At 36.0% G+C, this 18496-nt stretch carries 14 protein-coding genes and 1 pseudogene; 5 read left to right on the top strand and 10 right to left on the bottom strand.

Features of this window, described 5'->3' with window-relative positions; genetic code table 11:
- Positions 1 to 143 precede the first annotated feature (143 nt).
- From FD33_RS05540 to FD33_RS05530, 3 genes and pseudogenes are all read left to right on the top strand, one after another.
- Complete coding sequence (locus FD33_RS05540; RefSeq protein ID WP_056955827.1) at positions 144 to 1820, top strand: alpha-glucosidase; 1677 nt, start codon at positions 144 to 146, stop codon at positions 1818 to 1820.
- A pseudogene (locus FD33_RS05535) lies at positions 1813 to 3753 on the top strand (sucrose-specific PTS transporter subunit IIBC). Before FD33_RS05540 ends, FD33_RS05535 begins: the two are co-directional and overlap by 8 nt.
- Before the next feature lie 47 nt (positions 3754 to 3800).
- Positions 3801 to 4424, top strand: coding sequence for a GyrI-like domain-containing protein (locus tag FD33_RS05530; protein ID WP_025084525.1), 624 nt, complete (start codon positions 3801 to 3803; stop codon positions 4422 to 4424).
- Positions 4425 to 4532: 108 nt separating this feature from the next.
- On the opposite strand, the gene FD33_RS05525 is transcribed toward FD33_RS05530, so the two are convergent.
- From FD33_RS05525 to FD33_RS05490, 8 genes are all read right to left on the bottom strand, one after another.
- Positions 4533 to 5954: a C69 family dipeptidase gene (locus tag FD33_RS05525; protein WP_025084526.1), complete on the bottom strand. Its 1422-nt coding sequence runs from the start codon at positions 5952 to 5954 to the stop codon at positions 4533 to 4535.
- A gap of 275 nt (positions 5955 to 6229) precedes the next feature.
- Positions 6230 to 7096, bottom strand: coding sequence for an L-serine ammonia-lyase, iron-sulfur-dependent, subunit alpha (gene sdaAA, locus FD33_RS05520; protein WP_025084527.1), 867 nt, complete (start codon positions 7094 to 7096; stop codon positions 6230 to 6232).
- Positions 7097 to 7107: 11 nt separating this feature from the next.
- Complete coding sequence (sdaAB, locus tag FD33_RS05515) at positions 7108 to 7779, bottom strand: L-serine ammonia-lyase, iron-sulfur-dependent subunit beta (RefSeq protein ID WP_025084528.1); 672 nt, start codon at positions 7777 to 7779, stop codon at positions 7108 to 7110.
- A 464-nt stretch (positions 7780 to 8243) separates the two neighbouring features.
- Positions 8244 to 9671 (bottom strand): C69 family dipeptidase, encoded by a 1428-nt coding sequence (locus tag FD33_RS05510; RefSeq protein ID WP_025084529.1) that lies wholly within the window; start codon positions 9669 to 9671, stop codon positions 8244 to 8246.
- Between the two features lie 41 nt (positions 9672 to 9712).
- Positions 9713 to 10069 (bottom strand): PqqD family peptide modification chaperone, encoded by a 357-nt coding sequence (locus tag FD33_RS05505; RefSeq protein WP_025084530.1) that lies wholly within the window; start codon positions 10067 to 10069, stop codon positions 9713 to 9715.
- A gap of 16 nt (positions 10070 to 10085) precedes the next feature.
- Positions 10086 to 11999 carry an OPT/YSL family transporter gene (locus tag FD33_RS05500; protein ID WP_025084531.1) on the bottom strand — a complete coding sequence of 638 codons (1914 nt, stop codon included), beginning with the start codon at positions 11997 to 11999 and terminating at the stop codon, positions 10086 to 10088.
- A gap of 712 nt (positions 12000 to 12711) precedes the next feature.
- On the bottom strand, positions 12712 to 14031 hold the full coding sequence (locus FD33_RS05495; RefSeq protein ID WP_025084532.1) for a PTS sugar transporter subunit IIC: 1320 nt from the start codon (positions 14029 to 14031) through the stop codon (positions 12712 to 12714).
- Positions 14032 to 14067: 36 nt separating this feature from the next.
- On the bottom strand, positions 14068 to 15450 hold the full coding sequence (locus FD33_RS05490; protein WP_025084533.1) for a glycoside hydrolase family 1 protein: 1383 nt from the start codon (positions 15448 to 15450) through the stop codon (positions 14068 to 14070).
- A gap of 159 nt (positions 15451 to 15609) precedes the next feature.
- Here FD33_RS05490 and FD33_RS05485 point away from each other — a divergent pair, with 159 nt between their 5' ends.
- Complete coding sequence (locus FD33_RS05485) at positions 15610 to 16335, top strand: GntR family transcriptional regulator (protein WP_025084534.1); 726 nt, start codon at positions 15610 to 15612, stop codon at positions 16333 to 16335.
- A 117-nt stretch (positions 16336 to 16452) separates the two neighbouring features.
- On the opposite strand, the gene FD33_RS05480 is transcribed toward FD33_RS05485, so the two are convergent.
- Complete coding sequence (locus tag FD33_RS05480) at positions 16453 to 17475, bottom strand: LCP family protein (protein ID WP_025084535.1); 1023 nt, start codon at positions 17473 to 17475, stop codon at positions 16453 to 16455.
- Positions 17476 to 17628: 153 nt separating this feature from the next.
- On the opposite strand from FD33_RS05480, the gene FD33_RS05475 reads away from it, so the two are divergent.
- Positions 17629 to 18117: a cysteine hydrolase family protein gene (locus FD33_RS05475; protein WP_056955826.1), complete on the top strand. Its 489-nt coding sequence runs from the start codon at positions 17629 to 17631 to the stop codon at positions 18115 to 18117.
- A gap of 68 nt (positions 18118 to 18185) precedes the next feature.
- On the opposite strand, the gene FD33_RS05470 is transcribed toward FD33_RS05475, so the two are convergent.
- Positions 18186 to 18455: a hypothetical protein gene (locus FD33_RS05470; protein ID WP_025084536.1), complete on the bottom strand. Its 270-nt coding sequence runs from the start codon at positions 18453 to 18455 to the stop codon at positions 18186 to 18188.
- Between the last annotated feature and the right edge of the window lie 41 nt (positions 18456 to 18496).

Raw genomic sequence — 18496 nt, 5'->3', positions numbered from 1 at the left:
ATACAAAAATAGAGTTGATGGCAAAATGCCTATCAACTCTATTTATCGTACAGCCAATTAAAATTGATAATTCGAAAAAGTGCTTAAGCATTTTTTTATAACTAATATGGAATCGATTCCATATATGAATGGAGAAAATATTTATGCTATCAACAAATAATAATTGGTGGAAGAAGGAAATTTTTTATCAAATTTATCCCGCCTCATTCAAAGATTCAAATAACGATGGTATCGGTGATATTCGCGGTATCATTCAAGAATTACCCAAGATTCATACTCTAGGAATCACAACTATTTGGTTATCCCCAGTTTATCAATCACCAATGGTCGATAATGGTTATGATATTTCAGACTACAAGGCCATCAATCCAATGTTTGGCACTATGAAGGATTTAGATGAATTAATTCAAAAAGCCAAAGATTTGAACATCAAAATTATTATGGACTTAGTGCTCAATCATACTTCTAATCAACACTATTGGTTCCAAGATGCTATTAAAAATCCCAATAGTCCCTACCGCAATTTTTATATTTTTAAAGAAGGTAAAAATAATTTACCACCTAACAACTGGCGTTCCAATTTTGGAAAAGGTTCCTCTTGGACATTAGTACCTGGCGAAAACAATCTTTATTATCATCATGTCTTTTCTAAACAACAACCTGACTTAAACTGGGAAAATAAAGAATTACGCTTTGCCCTTTACGACATGATCAATTGGTGGCTAAAAAAAGGTATTGCCGGTTTCAGAATTGATGCCATCACTTTTATCAAAAAGGATCAAGATTTTGCCTCAATTACACCTGACGGTAATGATGGTCTAGGTAAAGTTAAGCGTAAAGCTGAAAATCGTCCCGGTATTAACGTCTTTCTAAATGAGTTGAATGAACATACCTTCAAACCAGCTAATGCTGTGACAATTGGTGAGGCTAGTGGCGTTCAATACGACCAACTAGATAAATTCATCGGCAAAAAAGGTTATTTCTCAATGATCTTTGATTTTCATTACGCTGACATTGATGTCCGTTCCGGTTCAGAATGGTATCACCAAACTAACTGGACTGTCCAAGAATTAAATGAAGCCATTATCAAGAGTCAGTTGGCGATTCAAAAGTACGGTTGGGGTGCTAATTTCTTAGAGAACCACGATCAACCACGTAGTATCAACAAGTACATTAAGGATCCCGCCTATCGCAATAAAGTTGGTGCTAAAGCTCTAGCAACGCTCTTCTTTTTTCTCAGAGGTTGCCCCTTCATTTATCAAGGTCAAGAGCTAGGAGTTCAAAACGCGCAGAGAACTTCTATCAAACAATTCAATGACATCTCTAGTCCTGATAACTATTATCGAGCTATTGAAGAGGGTTTCAGTGCTAAAGAGGCACTTAAATTTGTCAATGATCGTTCTCGTGACAACGCTCGTCTGCCATATCCTTGGAGTAATGAAATCAATGATGGGTTCAATACTGGTCACAAAACCTGGATTGGTTTAGGCAAACATAATCCTCAAATAAATTGGCATACTGAAGATAAAGATGAAACTTCGATTTTGAACTTTTATCGTGCAATGATCCAAATCAGACAGACTTCATCACTTAATGATGACCTATTGAATGGTGACTTCATTCCAATCAAGAATTCCACTTCAAGCGTCATCACTTATCAACGCGGTCAACACGCACAAGTATTCGTCAATCTTAGTTCTCAAGCTAAGCAAATTCAGCTTCCCTTAGGTAAAGTTCTTTTAAACAATTATTCAGATCTAAAATCAGAGGAATTGCTTCCATATCAAGCAGTTCTCATTGAGGTGAAAAACCATGGCTAAAGATTATAGTAAATTAGCACAACAAATCGTTGACCTTGTAGGTGTCGACAATATTGAATCTGTTACACATTGCCAAACAAGACTACGTTTCGTTGTTAAGAATCGCAAACAAATTGATGATAAAAAAATTGAAAATCTTGATCTCGTCAAAGGTGTCTTCTTTGGTTCAGGTCAATATCAGGTTATTATCGGTACTGGTCTAGTTAATGATGTCTATGCCGCAATAGATAAATTAGGCACTGTTAATGCTATTTACGGAAAAGATAACGTCGATACTACAGAAAATGACGATAATTCCAATAAAACTAAATTGCAAAGATTCATGGCAATGTTATCTGGTATCTTCATTCCTATCATTCCGGTTATTGCCGCAACTGGTCTTTTCTTAGGACTCCAGAGTGCTTTCACTAATGCACAAGTTCTAAAGTTATTCGGTGTCGTTCCATCAGATATTCCTGCTAACGTCAATACCGTAATATCTGTTTTAACTGGAACTGTCTTCTCATTTTTACCAGCTTTAATTGTTTGGTCCACTTTCAGATACTTCAAAGGAACTCCCATCATTGGTATCGTTATTGGTTTGATGCTTGTCTCACCTAATCTACCAAATGCCTATGATGTTGCCGGTGGTTCTGCTAAAGCTATTATGCTTTTCGGTCACATCCCCGTTATTGGTAGTCAAGGATCTGTTTTAACTGCTTTAGTTGCTGGTTTTATTGGTGCCAAAATGGAAAATTATTTCCACAAACATGTTCCTAATGTGTTAGATCAGATTATCACGCCCTTTTTAACCATGCTTTTAACTTTTGGTATCATGATTCTTGGCGTTGGACCTATTGTTCATTGGATTGAAAATCTCATGGTTGCCGGTGTCGAAGGTGTTATTGGTTTACCATTTGGTATTGGTGGTTTCTTGATTGGTGCTGCCTATCCACTAATGGTCCTAGTTGGTATTCATCAAATGATGATTGCTATCGAAACATCACTTCTAGCCGCAACTCATTTGAACCCATTAATTGTTTTGGAAGCTATGTATGGCTTTGCCAATGTTGGTGTTGCTCTGGCTATGATTATGAGGACTAAATCTAAAAAAGCTAAAGCAACCTTTGTTGGAGCCTTTTCATCACAACTATTCGGTGTTTCTGAACCAACGCTTTTTGGTATTCTTATTAGATACAACTTCAGACCATTGATTGTCACAGTCCTAACTAGCGGCTTCAGTGCAGCTATTCTAAGTATTTTCAAAGTCGCTGCCAACTCATATGGATTGGCCGTTGTACCTTCTTATCTAATGTACATTTACAATGCTCGTGATTTAATCATTTACACAATTGTTTCTTTATTAACCGTTGTAATAGCATTTATTGCTACTAATATGTTTGCTATTCCAAAGGAAATCTTAGTAGCTGATACTAAAGATAAAGATCCTGTTCAAGATAATACTGTTTATGCACCGATTGATGGTCAAACCGTCGATTTGAAAACTGTCAACGATCCTGTTTTTTCATCTAAGATGATGGGTGAAGGAATTGCTATCAAACCTAAGGCAACTGGAAAAATCAACATTTAGGCTCCCCAATCGGGTAAGTTAAACGTTGTGGCTGAGACCGGTCATGCTTATGGATTAACAACTGATAGCGGTATTGAAATATTAGTCCACATTGGTATTGATACAGTTTCTTTAAATGGAAAAGGTTTTACTACTGCCGTTAAAATGAATCAAGAAGTCGCTAAAGGTGATCTATTAGGTACCTTTGATCCTAAAGTCATCCAAGATAAGGGACTCGATGATACCGTCATGGTCATCATTACTAATAGTAAAGACTACTTCCGTATCGAATCCGAACCAGATGAAACTATCAGTAGCGGTTCTGCTTTGATTGCTCTACAACAACAAACAGAAACGTCAAAGACACCATTGGCTACCCAATGATAAAAGTATAGAATACATTTTAAACAGTATTCTGGAGGCCAACTTTCATGAAATATGAATGGCGCAAACAAGAAAAAGAATTATATTCAACTAAAAGAAATCCTCAAATTTTATCAATTCAAAGTCAGAGGTTCACTTCCCTTCACGGCATAGGTGATCCTAATGGACCTGAATTCAGCAAGAAAATTCAGACGCTATATCCTGTAGCCTACGGCATCAAAGCGGCTTATAGAAAATATGCCGTTGATAAAAATTTAGAGTTTGACGATTATGTCGTTTTTCCACTAGAAGGCGTTTGGTCTTTAACCGCTAAAGGACAGCAACTAGACCATCTGGATAAAAACGAATTTAGTTATGATATTATGATCCGTATTCCTGATTTTGTACCAGATAACATAATTGCTACAGCTTTAGAGACCGTTAAAGAAAAGAAGAATCCTTCAGAATTAGATAAATTAGAGATTAAAACTTATCCCGCAGTGAAAGTAGCTCAAATTTTACACGTAGGTAGTTACGATGACGAACCCGCTAGTTTTGAACAAATTGATCAATTTGTTTCTAAACAAAATAAGCAACGCGCATCTAAAATTCATCGTGAAATCTATTTGTCAGATGCTCGACGTGTAGCCCCCGATAAACGTAAAACCATTTTACGTTATCAAGTTAAATAATATTTTTAAATCAAAAACAACCTAGAACGATAACCATCAAATGTGGTCATTGCACTAGGTTGTTTTGTTGTTATTATGGAAACAAGCTGGTCGTCCTTGCTTCACTCTCTAAAGATTTGGATCCATCTTAAATGTTAATTTACTTAACTCCGTTCCTTGTGTAGCTAAATCAGCCAGATGGGCTTTAGTAGCTTCATTAAAGTGTTTAGCAATAACTTTATTCTGATCAGTCAAGTAATCTGTTAAATCAGCTCCTGAAAGATTCTGGGACTCTTTGTCCACTTCTGCTATCTTTTGACGTGCCCATTGAGCTAATTCTTTTTGATAATCTAGGTTTGGTTCAACAAATTCTTGATAGTGACTTTCCACAACAAACTCCAAGGCTGTGTATAACCAATAAGCACTATCCAAATTCATTTTTTCTGGTACAAAGCTGTACGATTCATCAATTGCATTGGCATTGGTAAAGAATGGTACGTAAGCACTGAAACAAGGCATCCCTAGGCCTTTCCATTCAATTGCCTGGTTACCATTATCAGTCTCACGCATTTGCAAAATATGTGAGTTCATAGTTCTTGATAAGCAAATTGCACGATAACGTTTCTTGTCCTCTTCACTACCACTACCCAAAGGATCGAATTTTGTTTCATTATAATGTGATGCCAAGATAGCTTGAATATCTTCAACAGAAATCTTTTTCTCTGGTTTTCTCAAGAATGGCAAATCAGATGATTCTGGATTCTGTTCAATAGATGGATTCAACATTTTTTGACCGTACCAAACACGTGGTGTGTTGTAGTGACGATCCTTTTTAGTATCAGTTCCAAAAATATGTCTGAAATTCCAACTATCAAAGTCTGGATTCAAATTATTTTTAGCAACGAACTCTTGAATACCTTCAGACCACATATAATTCTCTGGATCAGAAAAATCAATTTTTTCAATACCAATTTGATTAGCGGCTACGGCATAAGAATCGTCAGGAATACGAATAGCAACCCAATGATGACCTGTAGCAATTTCCATATACCAAATATCATCTTTGTCAAAGAACTCAACACCATTACTTTCGGTAGAACCATACTTAGCAATCAAATTCCCTAAATATTCAACGCCTTCACGTGCGGAATTGATATATGGCAATACTAAAGTAGTTATGGAATCCTCAGCTACTCCGTTTTCAATCAAAGGATCGTATGCCAGAACTTTTTCGTTAGCAGTAACACTTTCAGTTGCACTCATTCCTACATTCTTTTCGTTGATACCATCTTCCTCATAATAACCTTCATCCTGATTAGCATCTGGAGAAGTCGTATAACGATAACCATTTTCTGGCAGTTCAACAGTTAGTTTATTGTATGGTGAAACATAAGTCTCATGACGATTCTGAACCGCCTTTTGTACATAAAACTTCTTAGGCCAATTAGCTACAAAATTATCTTCATTCCGAGCTATGTAATTAGAACCATCAATTGAGGCCTTTTTACCCACCATAACTGAGGTACATGCTGCATGCGTATGTCTTTTCATTAATAAAATTCCTTCCATTAAAAAATTTTCTTATATAATAGTTTACTTCTGAATAATCAAAAAAGCTGAAAGATTTGCTCTTTCAACTTTAAAAATCTATTTAAGTGCCATTATTTGAGATTTGTCTTCCCACAAAATTAGTTTCAAATCATATGTTCAGCTGTGGATATCGTAGAAAATGATAAAACATTCGTAAAGTTAATATGTATTTTTATCTAAAAGTAGACTCCTAAAATATAGTAGATTTTTGTACATCATTAATAAATTACGCTTTTCTATTCACCAAAAATTTCTTTTTTTAACTTCAAAGCTGTTGGTGTTGTTGCTAGACCACCTTCAGCGGTTTCTTTAAAAATAGAAGGCATCCTTTGTCCCACTTGATGCATAGCTTCAACCACTTCGTCGGTTGGGATAACACTTGTGATTCCTGCCAGGGCCATATCAGCTGAAATCATTGCTTGAGATGCCCCTAAGGCATTACGTTTAACACAAGGTACTTCCACTAATCCAGCCACAGGATCACAAACTAAGCCCATCATATTTTGTAAAGTAATGGAAATAGCCTCGGCTGCCATTTGGGCTGTCCCACCTTTAGCACAAACCAAGGCCGCCGAAGCCATTGCGGCAGCGGAACCCACTTCAGCCTGACAACCACCTTCAGCACCAGCAATTGATGAATTATTAGCAATTACCAATCCAAAAGCTCCAGCAGTAAATAAGAAATCAACTTGTTGATCTCGAGTTAGATGGAGTCGATCTCTAGTCGCTACTAGAACGCCAGCTAAAACACCGGCACTACCAGCGGTTGGAGTCGCACAGATCAAGCCCATCTTGGCATTGACTTCATTGACAGCCACCGCATTTCGAACAGCTTCCAAAATTGGTTTGCCACTCAAAAAATCCCCTTTTTCGATATAAGCATTCATCTTTTTAGCATCACCACCAGTTAAACCGGTTACCGATTTAACACCAGCAACGCCTTCTTTAATAGAGTTTTCCATAACTTCCAGATTATGTTCCATCGTTGAACGAATAAATTCCTTGCTACGATCAGTATTTTCCATTTCTGTTTGTACCATTAGGTCAGCGACAGAATCATAACCAGCACTTTGTTTGACTAATTCTTTAATTGTATAAAACATCAGTGTTACTCCTATTCAAAATATGTAGCATTATCAACGTTTGGTAATACACGTAATTTCTGTAAAATTTCATCACGTTGACGACGTTCATCAACTTCAATGATCATGATGGCCTTCTCACCTTTAGAAGTTCTAGTAACAGTCATAGTTCCGATATTAATGTCAAAATTTGAGAAAACGTCAGTAACTTTAGCAATCATCCCAGCAACATCTTGATGTACCGTGATATAGGTTGGTGTTCCTAAACTAAGTGACATCTTAAAACCGTTGATTTCTGAAATTTGAATATTTCCTCCACCAATAGAAACCCCCGTCACAGTTAAATCATGATCACCTTTAACTAATCTAATTTTAGCTGTATTAGGATGATCAACTTTGTCACTCTTTGGAACAAAAGCAACTTTGATTCCTTGTTCATAAGCTATCTTTAAAGAATCTGCCAATCTTTTATCATCTGGTTCCATACCAAGAAGCCCACCAACTAAAGCAACATCAGTTCCATGACCTCGATAAGTTTTAGCAAAAGATTCATATAAATAGATAGTTACTCTGTCAGGTTTCTCACCAAAAATATCATGAACAACTTTACCAATTCTGGCTGCACCCGCAGTATGTGAGCTACTTGGGCCCACCATAACCGGTCCAATTATGTCGAAAACACTTTTAAAACGTAATTCTTTCATATAAATTACTCCCGATTTACCATATTATTTATAAGTTTACATTTTTTATTTGTTAAATTCATCACTATTTTATTACGATTAGTATTTTCTGAAAAGAAAAAACGACAAATGTTTGATACAACATTTGCCGTTTTTTTGTTTTTAGATAGAATGATTATTCTTACTGCGTCTATTTCTTACAGAGCTCTTTTTAAACGCAAGTGTTATCTATGTCTTATTTTTAATTTTGGATTGAAGGATTTTGATATGTTATGAATTCTTGGTTTTGTCCGGGATTGTTGGCTCTGTTTGGAATAATCATTCTTCTGTTTTTTTTACAACCATGGTTCTATGTTTGATAGTGGAAACGAGCTGTGCAGGCCAATTCCTTCCGGTTTGCTACAGTCTTGAAATTACTCGCACGGTTCGCGGGTGATTCCAGGACTTAGGCAAATCCTCGTAGTCTAACCGCCCTGTTATGCTCTCTATAGATTTGGATCCATCTTGAATGTTAGTTTACTTAATTCTGTTCCTTGTGTTACCAAATCTGCTAGGTGTTTCATTGTCTCTTCATTGTAATGTTTTACAATCTCATGGTTTTGCTCTGTTAGATAATCTGTTAAGGCATCTCCTGTCATCTTAACCGCTTTTTCATCTACTGCAGCAATCCTTCTTCTTGCCCATTCTGATAAGGCTTTTTGATAATCCAAGTTTGGTTCTACAAATTCCTTATAATGGCTTTCTACTACCATTGCTAAAGCTTCATACATCCAATATGCACTCTTTAAATCCATCTTCTCTGGTGTATAACTGTATGATTCATCAATATCATTAGCATTTGTAAAGAATGGTACTTGTGGGCAGAAGCTTGGAATTCCAAATCCTGTCCACTCTACTCCAGCAGCTCCATTCTTGTCTGAATCTCTCATTTGAAGAATGTGAGAATTTGCTGTTCTTGATAGTGAAATAGCACGGTATGTCTTCTTGTCATGCTCGCTACCACTACCTAGTGGATCATATTTTGTTTCATTGTAATGTGACTTCAATAGATATTGAATGTCTTCAACGGCAATCTTCTTTTCAGCTTTTCTGATAAATGGTAGTTCAGCTGATTCTGGATCTTGTTCAATTGATGGATTCAAATAACGTTGTGCAAACCATACTCTTGGTGTGTTGTAATGATGATCCTTCTCAGTATCTGTTCCGAAGATATGTCTGAAGTCCCAACGATCAAAGTCTGGATTCAAGTTATGTTCTGAAACAAACTCTTGAATTCCGTCAGCCCACATATAGTTGTCAGGGTCATTAAAATCGATATCTTGAATAGCTACTTGGTTAGCGGCTACGGCATAACAGTCATCAGGAATACGTACAGCAACCCATTGATGTCCTGTTACTACTTCCATGTACCAAACTTCATCTTTATCATTGAATTGAAGTCCGTTACCTTCGGCAGAACCATACTTAGCAACTAATCTACCAAGATATTTAACTCCATCACGAGCTGAATTAATGTATGGCAAAACTAATGTTGCTAGTGAATCTTCAGCTAGTCCATTTTTAACATATGGATCGAAAGCTAAAACTTTTTCATTGGCATAAACACTTTCTGTAGCACTCATACCAACGTTCTTTTCGTTGAAACCATCTTCTTCATTAGGACCTGTACTTTGATCAGCATCAAGTGTTGATGTGTAACGGTAGCCACTTGTAGGATATGGTGCTGTCATCTTATTGTATGGTGAAACATAAGTTGCGTCACGTCCAGAAACAGCTGGTTGAACGATGATACGTTTTCTATAAATAGCATTCAATCGATCTTCGTTTCTTGAAATATAAGTTGCTCCATCCATTGAAGCTTTCTTACCAACCATGATTGATGTACATGCTGATAATTCAATACGATCTGTCATTTTAATATCCCCCATTAATAAAAATTATGATTATTTAATTATTATGATACTCGTTCTATTAGGTGGTCGACACTCTCAATTTGTTGCAAAAATAAAACTAATCTTGTGTAACGATATTTATCAGTATCTGGAAACTTTTCAGCGAGCTCTTTACCAATTTCATAGGCGTTACGACGTCCATTAACCTTAGTGAAAACATAGCTGCCATACTCATCCATTTCTAGATAAGACTCTTCAGGAATATGCATATGCAATTTACGGAAAAATTTTTGAATCGGATGATTCTGTTCCCGAACAATTGTTATAATCCCTGCTTTTCTCTTATAGGTTACTTCAGGATTTTTCTGAAATACCATGTGTTTCAAATCTTCTTCAGTTAACTCTGGACGTTTAGCCATTTTCATCGCCCCTTACTTATTTTGCTTCCTTTTTGATATTTAACAATGGAATGATAATAGCAATAATCAAGACTGCTAACAAAATCAAGCCCATTTCATTACTACCAGCAAAGCCGGCTGGAGTCTTGTCTCCAAGTACCCCTGTAACATGTAGGATGATTCCGATCAATCCAATAATTGAACCACCGGCGATTAAACCTGATGATAAACTGACACCACTTTGGATACGTCTATTCTTCAACTCTTTATCTTTTGTTACTTTATCAATTAATAATTTGATCAAAGCACCAACTAGGATAATTGAAGTTGTTGAAATTGGTAGATAAAATCCTAAGGCAACTGTCATAATTGATAGACCTAACATCCAACAAACAATCGCCATGACAACTCCGATAATGATCATGATCCAAGGAAGATTTCCTGACATGATTCCAGTTGTCAAAGTAGCAATCAAGTTTGCTTGTGGCATACCGAATGGTGGATTTGAACCTGTAATCTTTAGTTGAGGTTCAAGAATAACGGTAGTACCAACAACCACGATAACACCAATCATTGCGGCGATCATGAAGTATTTCATCATTTCATTCTTATTACCACCGATAACGAAACTAACTTTTTGAGTCTGCATATAAGCACCACCAACAGAAATGGCGGTAACAATGAAGACACCAAACAATAGAAGGATCTGATTATCAGCATTACTCTTCCATCCAAAGATAACAAAGACTAATGTCATGATAACTAATGAAGCAATTGTCATTCCTGAAACCGGTGCATTTGAACAACCAATCGTTCCGGCTAATCTAGCAGATACAATAACGAATAGTAATGCCAAAATAATAGAAAGAATTCCACCAGCAATAGCCATAGCGATGTTACCAGAAACGAAGAAACCAACAACAAAAATTGCAACAACAGCGATTACTAATGACCAAATACCTAACATGTTACGATCATCATTACCACCGTTTCTGGCATTCAAAGTTTTCTTAATGGATGTAACAATAACTGGAATCAACTTAACAGCTCCGACAATACCACCGCAAAGCATTATACCAGCACCAATATATTTCGAATAGGAACCGGCAACTTGATCAACGCCCATCTGGTTAACAAGAACTGTTACATCATTCCAATCCTTCGCATTATTAGTTGCCATTTGAGTAAAGTTAGCAATTAACGGAGTTATCGCGAAGTTGGATAGAATCGAACCAGCAAACATCGTCAAAGCAACATCCAGTCCTACAACAAATCCAATACCGGCTAACATGGGATTAACTTCTGTCGACATCTTCCAACGATAGAAGGAATTACCTACATAAGTGATCGTACTATTGACCCAACCGAAAACTTGTGTTGTTAAAAGCGTCAATAAACCACCAATACCAAAACCAATTCCCATGAATTTCAAAGAATCACCACCAACTTCGGAAGCAACTAAGGCTTCTGAAATGGCCATCGATTCTGGATAAACTAATTTTCCGTGTTCTTCAACTACTAAATAATTTTCAACTAATGAAGCTGTACCAATTGCAAATAATACAGCCAAAGCTCCAACTAAAACTCCTGCAATGAAGTTGACACGACCACCAATAATAATAATGGCGGGTAAAACATAAATCATTCCACTGGCGATTGATTCACCACCACTAGACATTCCTTGTAATAAATTCTTCCCCAGCATGCCCTTCTTTTTAGTAAAAGCGGCAATAAGTCCTGATCCAATAATTGATCCAGGAATACCAGCCGCAACGGTTAATCCAGCTTTCATACCTGAATATGCTGTTGAAGCGGCAAAAATAACTGCTAATATGGCACCCATGATCATTACAACTGAGCTGCCACCATGATTATCTTTATCAGTCACATACGGTACATATTTTTCACCCGATATGCCACCATAAGCAGACTGAGATAAGCTCTTTTTCATCTCAAGTTCCTCCCTCCAATTTATGTGATTCCAAAACCACTGTAGAAAGAATGCTTAATTCTTCAGCAATGATTTCAATTCTTTATAGAAGGTTCTTCATACCCTTTATTCTTTAATAACACCTACCATCGCTACATTATTTTCTCCTTTTCCATCGATTCATTTTCATGATAACGGTTACATTTACAAAAATCAATAGTATTTTGTGACATAGCTCACATTGCTATTTTAAACGGAAATAGTGATTCTTCAAAGTGTTCACGATTAATAAACGCCTGTCTTTCTTACTTGCCATAGGCTTTGTCACTTATCACTCATTAATTTGAATTTAAGAATTTTAATCTTAAATACGATCATATTAATCTTTTACTAATATACATATATTAATCACAAACCTTTTTCATAAAATTTAGAATTGTTATTTTCATAATATTTTTTTTGAAGAGCTCATATGAAGCCTACCAACAAATCAAACGGCCTTTAATTAATTTGAAAATTTCATCATGTAGATAAAACTTTGTTCAAATTTTAAAACGTACATTCTCTAATAATTAATATCATAAAAATAGCTACTTACTTATTCATTACTAATATTTATTGCAAATGGCATATTAGTTTCACGTATTATTCATCAAATTGATTAGCTTTTTTAAGCAAAAAAATACTCTATGAATTTAAAAAATTCATAGAGTATAAGTTAAGAAATATTTAACTAAGCTTCTTTGACGTCCATACCTTGGTTTTCTTTTGAAAGAACCTTATCGTTGATCATAACGAATGGAATGTATACTAGAACGCCTAATACAAAGGTAATCAATTGAATAACAACAGCACGCCAGTCACCTGCAGTAGCTAGGAAGGCACTGAATCCAATTGGCGTAGTCCATGGAACTTGGATAACACATGGGCTCATCCAACCTAAAACAGTTGTTACATAACTAATTACAAGACCCATAACAGGTACAAGTACAAATGGAATAGCTAGTGAAATATTATAAACGATTGGATAACCGAAGATAACAGGTTCGTTGATGTTAAAGAATCCAGGTGCAATTGATAATTTAGCAACGTTCTTAGTTACAGCACTGTGTCCAACTAGGAATGTAGCAACTAGTAAACAAAGTGTTGAACCAGAACCACCCATCAAACCGTAAGTTTGAACTTGGGAAACATTGATAATATTAGGAATTGCTTTACCGGCATTATATGCGGCAATATTTTGTGTAATATTGATGATCAAAAGTGGTTCTAGAATTGAACTGTAAATAACTGATTGGTGAATACCGAATAACCAAAGTAAGTTACCTAGTGAGTAAAGAATGATAACTCCCCAGATACCTGTTCCAATGTGACGGAGTGGTTCTTGAATGAATGTTGTGATCAAGTTGATCAAATTCATTCCTGATAAATTGTAAAGTAGTGCTGAAATAATCGCTGAGCATGATAAGACGATGATCATAGGAATCAAAACATCGAATGATTTACCAACAGCTGGTGGAACATTTTCACCTAAATGAACTTGTAACTTCTTAATTCTAGAGATTCTGACAAAGGCTTCAGTAGCAATCAAACCAACGATAACACCGGCAAACATTGCTCCTGTACCTAGATTAGTAAATGGTAAAACAGCTGAAACATCGACTGCTTTTTTAGCACCATCTGGAATTAATTTAACTGTATTTGGCATCATAGTTACCAAAGCAGACATTGATACCAATGCAGCAGAAATTGGATTGTCAAAACGTCTGTTTTTAGCTAAACAGTAACCAATCATAGCTGCAATTAAAATACCTGAAATATTTAGTGTCGCATTACTCAATAAGGTTCCCCAATATTGAACATGCAATAATGTCTTACCTTTAAAGATCCAAGTAAAGACCGTGTTATTTAATAGAACCGCTAATCCAGCAAGAATATATAGCGGCATGATAGTGGCAAACGCATCACGTAATGAACGTAAATGAATTTGGGCACCCATTTTGGCTGCAAAGGTCGCAAACTTATCTGCAGCTTTTGAATTCTGTAATGACATACTTTCGCTCCCGAAAAAGTTTTTTAAATCAGTTAATTACTTCAAATCTGCTAAATCACCTCCATTAGTTTTGATAACGTGCTTCAACCACCAATAACTCTTCTTTGGCACACGTTTCATATCCTTGAGATCATGGTTCGTACGGTTGACGTAAACCGTTCCGTAACGCTTGTCCATATTTCCACTTGAACTAGGGATATCAATTAACCCCCACCCCAAGTAGCCTAGAACTTCAACGCCGTCCTCAAAAATTGCATCTTCCATAGCTTGAATATGGTCACGGTGATATTTAATTCGATAGTCATCCTCAATTTCGCTGCCATCGAATTCTTCACGAACACCGATTCCATTTTCAATTGGGAACATTGGTACACCATATTCGTTGTAGACTTTTGTCAAAATATCTCTGAAACCTAATGGATCAATTTGCCAACCAAATTCTGATGTCTCTAAGAAAGGATTCTTCTTGACTCCTTTATCAAGGTAATAATTTGGAATAGTTCCTTCAGGAACCATTTCAGAACTGATCGTATCGCTACGATAATAACTGAAAGCAATGAAATCGGATGTTACTTTGATTAAAACTTTATCATCATCTGGTTGATAATCCATATTAATGTGGTGATTTTTGACAAAGGTCAAAACTTCATTTGAATAACGTCCATAAACGAATACGTCCAACAAATTACGATTAAGAAACTCATTGATTTGACGAGCGTACAAAATACCTTTAGGATTTGGTGATGCTGGATAGACCTCACTGTATGCCAACATCCCACCAATTTGACAATCCGTATTCTCATGAATGTAATTAGCAACACCTGCATGAGCCAACATAACGTGATGACTGATTTGATACAACTCATCATCAGTCTCATCGCCCTTTAAATAGCCAGCAATTCTGAAAGCTTCACTCATTGAATAAAGATTTTGTTCATTAAATGTAATCCAATATTTCACACGATCACCAAAACGTTTAACCATTTCAGTACTATAACGAACAAATGCATCCACCACATGACGTGACAAAAATCCATTATATTTCTCGGCCAAATTCAATGGCATATCGAAATGATACAAACAAATCATCGGTGTAATATTCTTGGCTAACAAAGCATCAATCAACTCATTATAGAATTCAATGCCCTCTTCATTGAAATCACCATCGCCAGTAGGATTTACACGGCTCCAAGAAATTTGGAAACGGTAGCAATTCATTCCTTGCTTGGCCATCAAATCAAAATCCTCATTGTAACGATGATACTCATCAATAGCATCGTGCCAATCAGAAGAATTCTCTGTAGCTGGTCTCACATCATAAACGGATTTACCTTTACCACCGACATTCCAAGCACCCTCAGTTTGCATACTTGAAGTTGAATTACCCCAGAAGAAATTTTCCGGTAATTTATTTGTCATTTTTTTCACCCCAAGTTTTTTGAATACGTTTACAGTATACAATATTTTTTTCAATGTAAACACTTTATTTTTTAAAAGTATATACTTTTAAAATAAAGCGAAAAACTTTTATTTTAATGATAAACTTAGGGTGAAGAGTGAGTTTTAGGAGAAGATATCATGGCGTACAAATATAAGGAAGTTGCTGACGGTTTAAGAAAAGAGATCAATTCCGGTAAATACGCACCTGGAGAATTGATGCCCGACCAAAATCAAATTGCAACAGATTACAACACAACAAGAATAACGGTCCACAAGGCTCTACAGCTTTTAATCGTTGAAGGTATGGTTTATTCAAAAAGAGGTTCCGGAACTTTTGTCCGAAAGGATTACAGTCCCGAAATCAATTCTAGTAAATTCGGTAAAGTTTCCCCTATTGATAAACCGTTTGGTGCTACCTTAACTAATCAAGGTAAAAAAGTTACTAGTAAGGTTTTGGAACTATCGGCTCGTATCCCTACTGCTAAGGAAGCTAACCAACTAATCATTGCACCAACCGAACCAGTTTATGTCATTCGTCGTGTACGGTTTGTTAATGGAGAAGTATTCGCATATGAACACACTGTTATGCCTACTTCTATTACCACTTTGACGGAAAAGGTTCTAGAAGGTTCCATTTATGCTCATCTCCAAAAAGATGGATTAAGTATTGAAGGTAGCCATAGAATCATTAGTGCCGGAGCTGCTTCTCAAGAAGATGTTGAAACTGGTATTGCTACTAAAATCGAACAGCCTGTTTTGGTAATTCGTCAGTTAAGCTATCTTGACGATGGTCAACCATTTGAAATTTCCGAATCACGTTTCCCATATAAAACCAGCTCAATCACCGCCGATATAACGTTATAAATATTTCTTAATATTAAAAAAACGACATCTATTATAAGAATTTGTTCTTCCCGTATTAATACGCAGAAGATTATATTCTGAATAGATGTCGTTGTTTTTTATTTAATTTTTAATTTTCTAATATGTACTATCAGTATAATGCGTTGTATCCAAGCCGAATGTATCATAGTCAATATCATCTTCGTTCGCGAAGAATTTTTTGTTTTTAGCATTCAGTTTCGTTTCAGTATTACTCAAAGTTTGAGGCTCCAAACCTAAATTGTCTCTTAAATTATTAGAAGCATTTTGCATAGTTGAAGTTGGTAAGATTTGATAAGAGCTTTGATTGATCCAAGCCGTTTTGCCCTGAATCTGATTAAAATCCATATTGTCAGCACTACTATGATACTTCAAAATAATCTCATCAATTTCTTTTGAAGTTAAATCTGTACTTATATCTTTTCCTAAATCCGTAATTAAATCTGGAATTTTCACTAAATATTTTGGTGATTCTAACTTATCAACGACGGCTTTTAAAACTTGTTGCTGTCTAACTTGACGGCCATAGTCACCACGTGGGTCTTGATAACGCATCCGAGCATAAGTTAATGCTTGCTTCCCATTCAAATGATGTGTCCCTTTAGGAATCGTTACGCCATCAAAGGAAACTTTCAAATCACTTTTGACGGTTACACCACCAACAAAATCGACTGTCTTCTTTAATGCATCCATGTTGATTGCAACATGATAATCAACTGGCACACCCAATAAACTACCAACTGTATTTTTAGCCATATCGGAGAGACCAATATTGTATGCTGCATTTATTTTCTGAACATTTTTTTGCTTATCACCGACCATTTCAGCCAAAGCATCACGTGGAATCGAATAGGCAACGGTATTCTTTTTCTTTGGATTCAAAGTCAATAACATCATTGTATCCGAGTTACCACGACCAACACGACCATCAGCACCTGTATCGGCCCCCAAAAGTAAGATAGAAAAAGGTTTACCCTGACTGATTTTCTTAGAAACACTATTTTTGTTTGTATCCAAGGATTTCAACGCCTGCTGAGTTCGATAGGTAAAGACTCCCCCTATTGCTAGAACGATAACAAGAATTACACCTATAATAATAGAAACTATTTTTAATTTTTTCATTTTTTTACCTTAAAATTTATTATTCCTCATTATAAAACGAATTAATCACAGCCGCCAATTTTTTAATGCGATGAAAAGCAACGGATATCGCTTTCATATCGATTGCGTTAATGTTAGTCTCAAGTTATAAAAAACTTTAGGGGAAGTGGTCTTATGCCAAAATTGGCGGAAGCACTTTTAGTTATAGATATGCAGAAAGCTCTCCAATACAGTTACAATTTCAATGATTTAATCAATAATATCAATCAACGCATCAAGGAATATCGACAAGCCAATTTACCTATTATTTTTATTCAGCATCATGATCAGGACCTAGAGCGTGACAGTGATCTGTGGAATTTATCTGACAAACTGGATCGAAAAGATAACGACAAAATTGTCGAGAAAACCCACCCCAACGCCTTTTACAAAACTGATTTAGAGAAAGTTCTTAAAGATAATGGCATCAAAACAATTGAAGTCTGTGGTGCCCAAACGGAATATTGTTGTAATGCCACAATTATCATGGCACATGGATTGGGATACAAAATCATCATGGAACATGATATGACAACCACTTTTGACAACAATTATATGATTGCCGAAGACACAATTTCATTTTTCGAAAATATTTGGGATCAAAGATATGTAACTTTCCAATAACAAATAAGAGCAGGTAATCAAGTGTGATTACCTGCTCTTATTTTCCTTAATACTTGAAGGCGCTTCGCCTATGCGTATGTGGCATTGCTATGAATCAATTCATAACCATTCAAGTTCAATCTACCTAAAACTTGATTAATGGTATCATCTGGAAAGATTGCCTCAGCCTTTTTAACTAAATAAAATTTCGATAGATCATCAGCATCTATCCAACGCCCCAAGTCAGTTAGTTCCGAATATTGTTTTGGATCGAATTGAACTGATCGACCAAAATCAATGGTAATAATTTCCCCCTCGAACCAACTTATTTGTCCAACCGTCTTTGGTACATCATCCATTATTCATCATCCCTTTGAATAAACTATGTAACCGTTTTTCT

Origin of the sequence: Companilactobacillus paralimentarius DSM 13238 = JCM 10415 (genome assembly GCF_001434985.1) — a bacterium.
GTDB lineage: Bacteria > Bacillota > Bacilli > Lactobacillales > Lactobacillaceae > Companilactobacillus > Companilactobacillus paralimentarius.
This window is presented reverse-complemented; position numbering and strand designations above follow the sequence as displayed.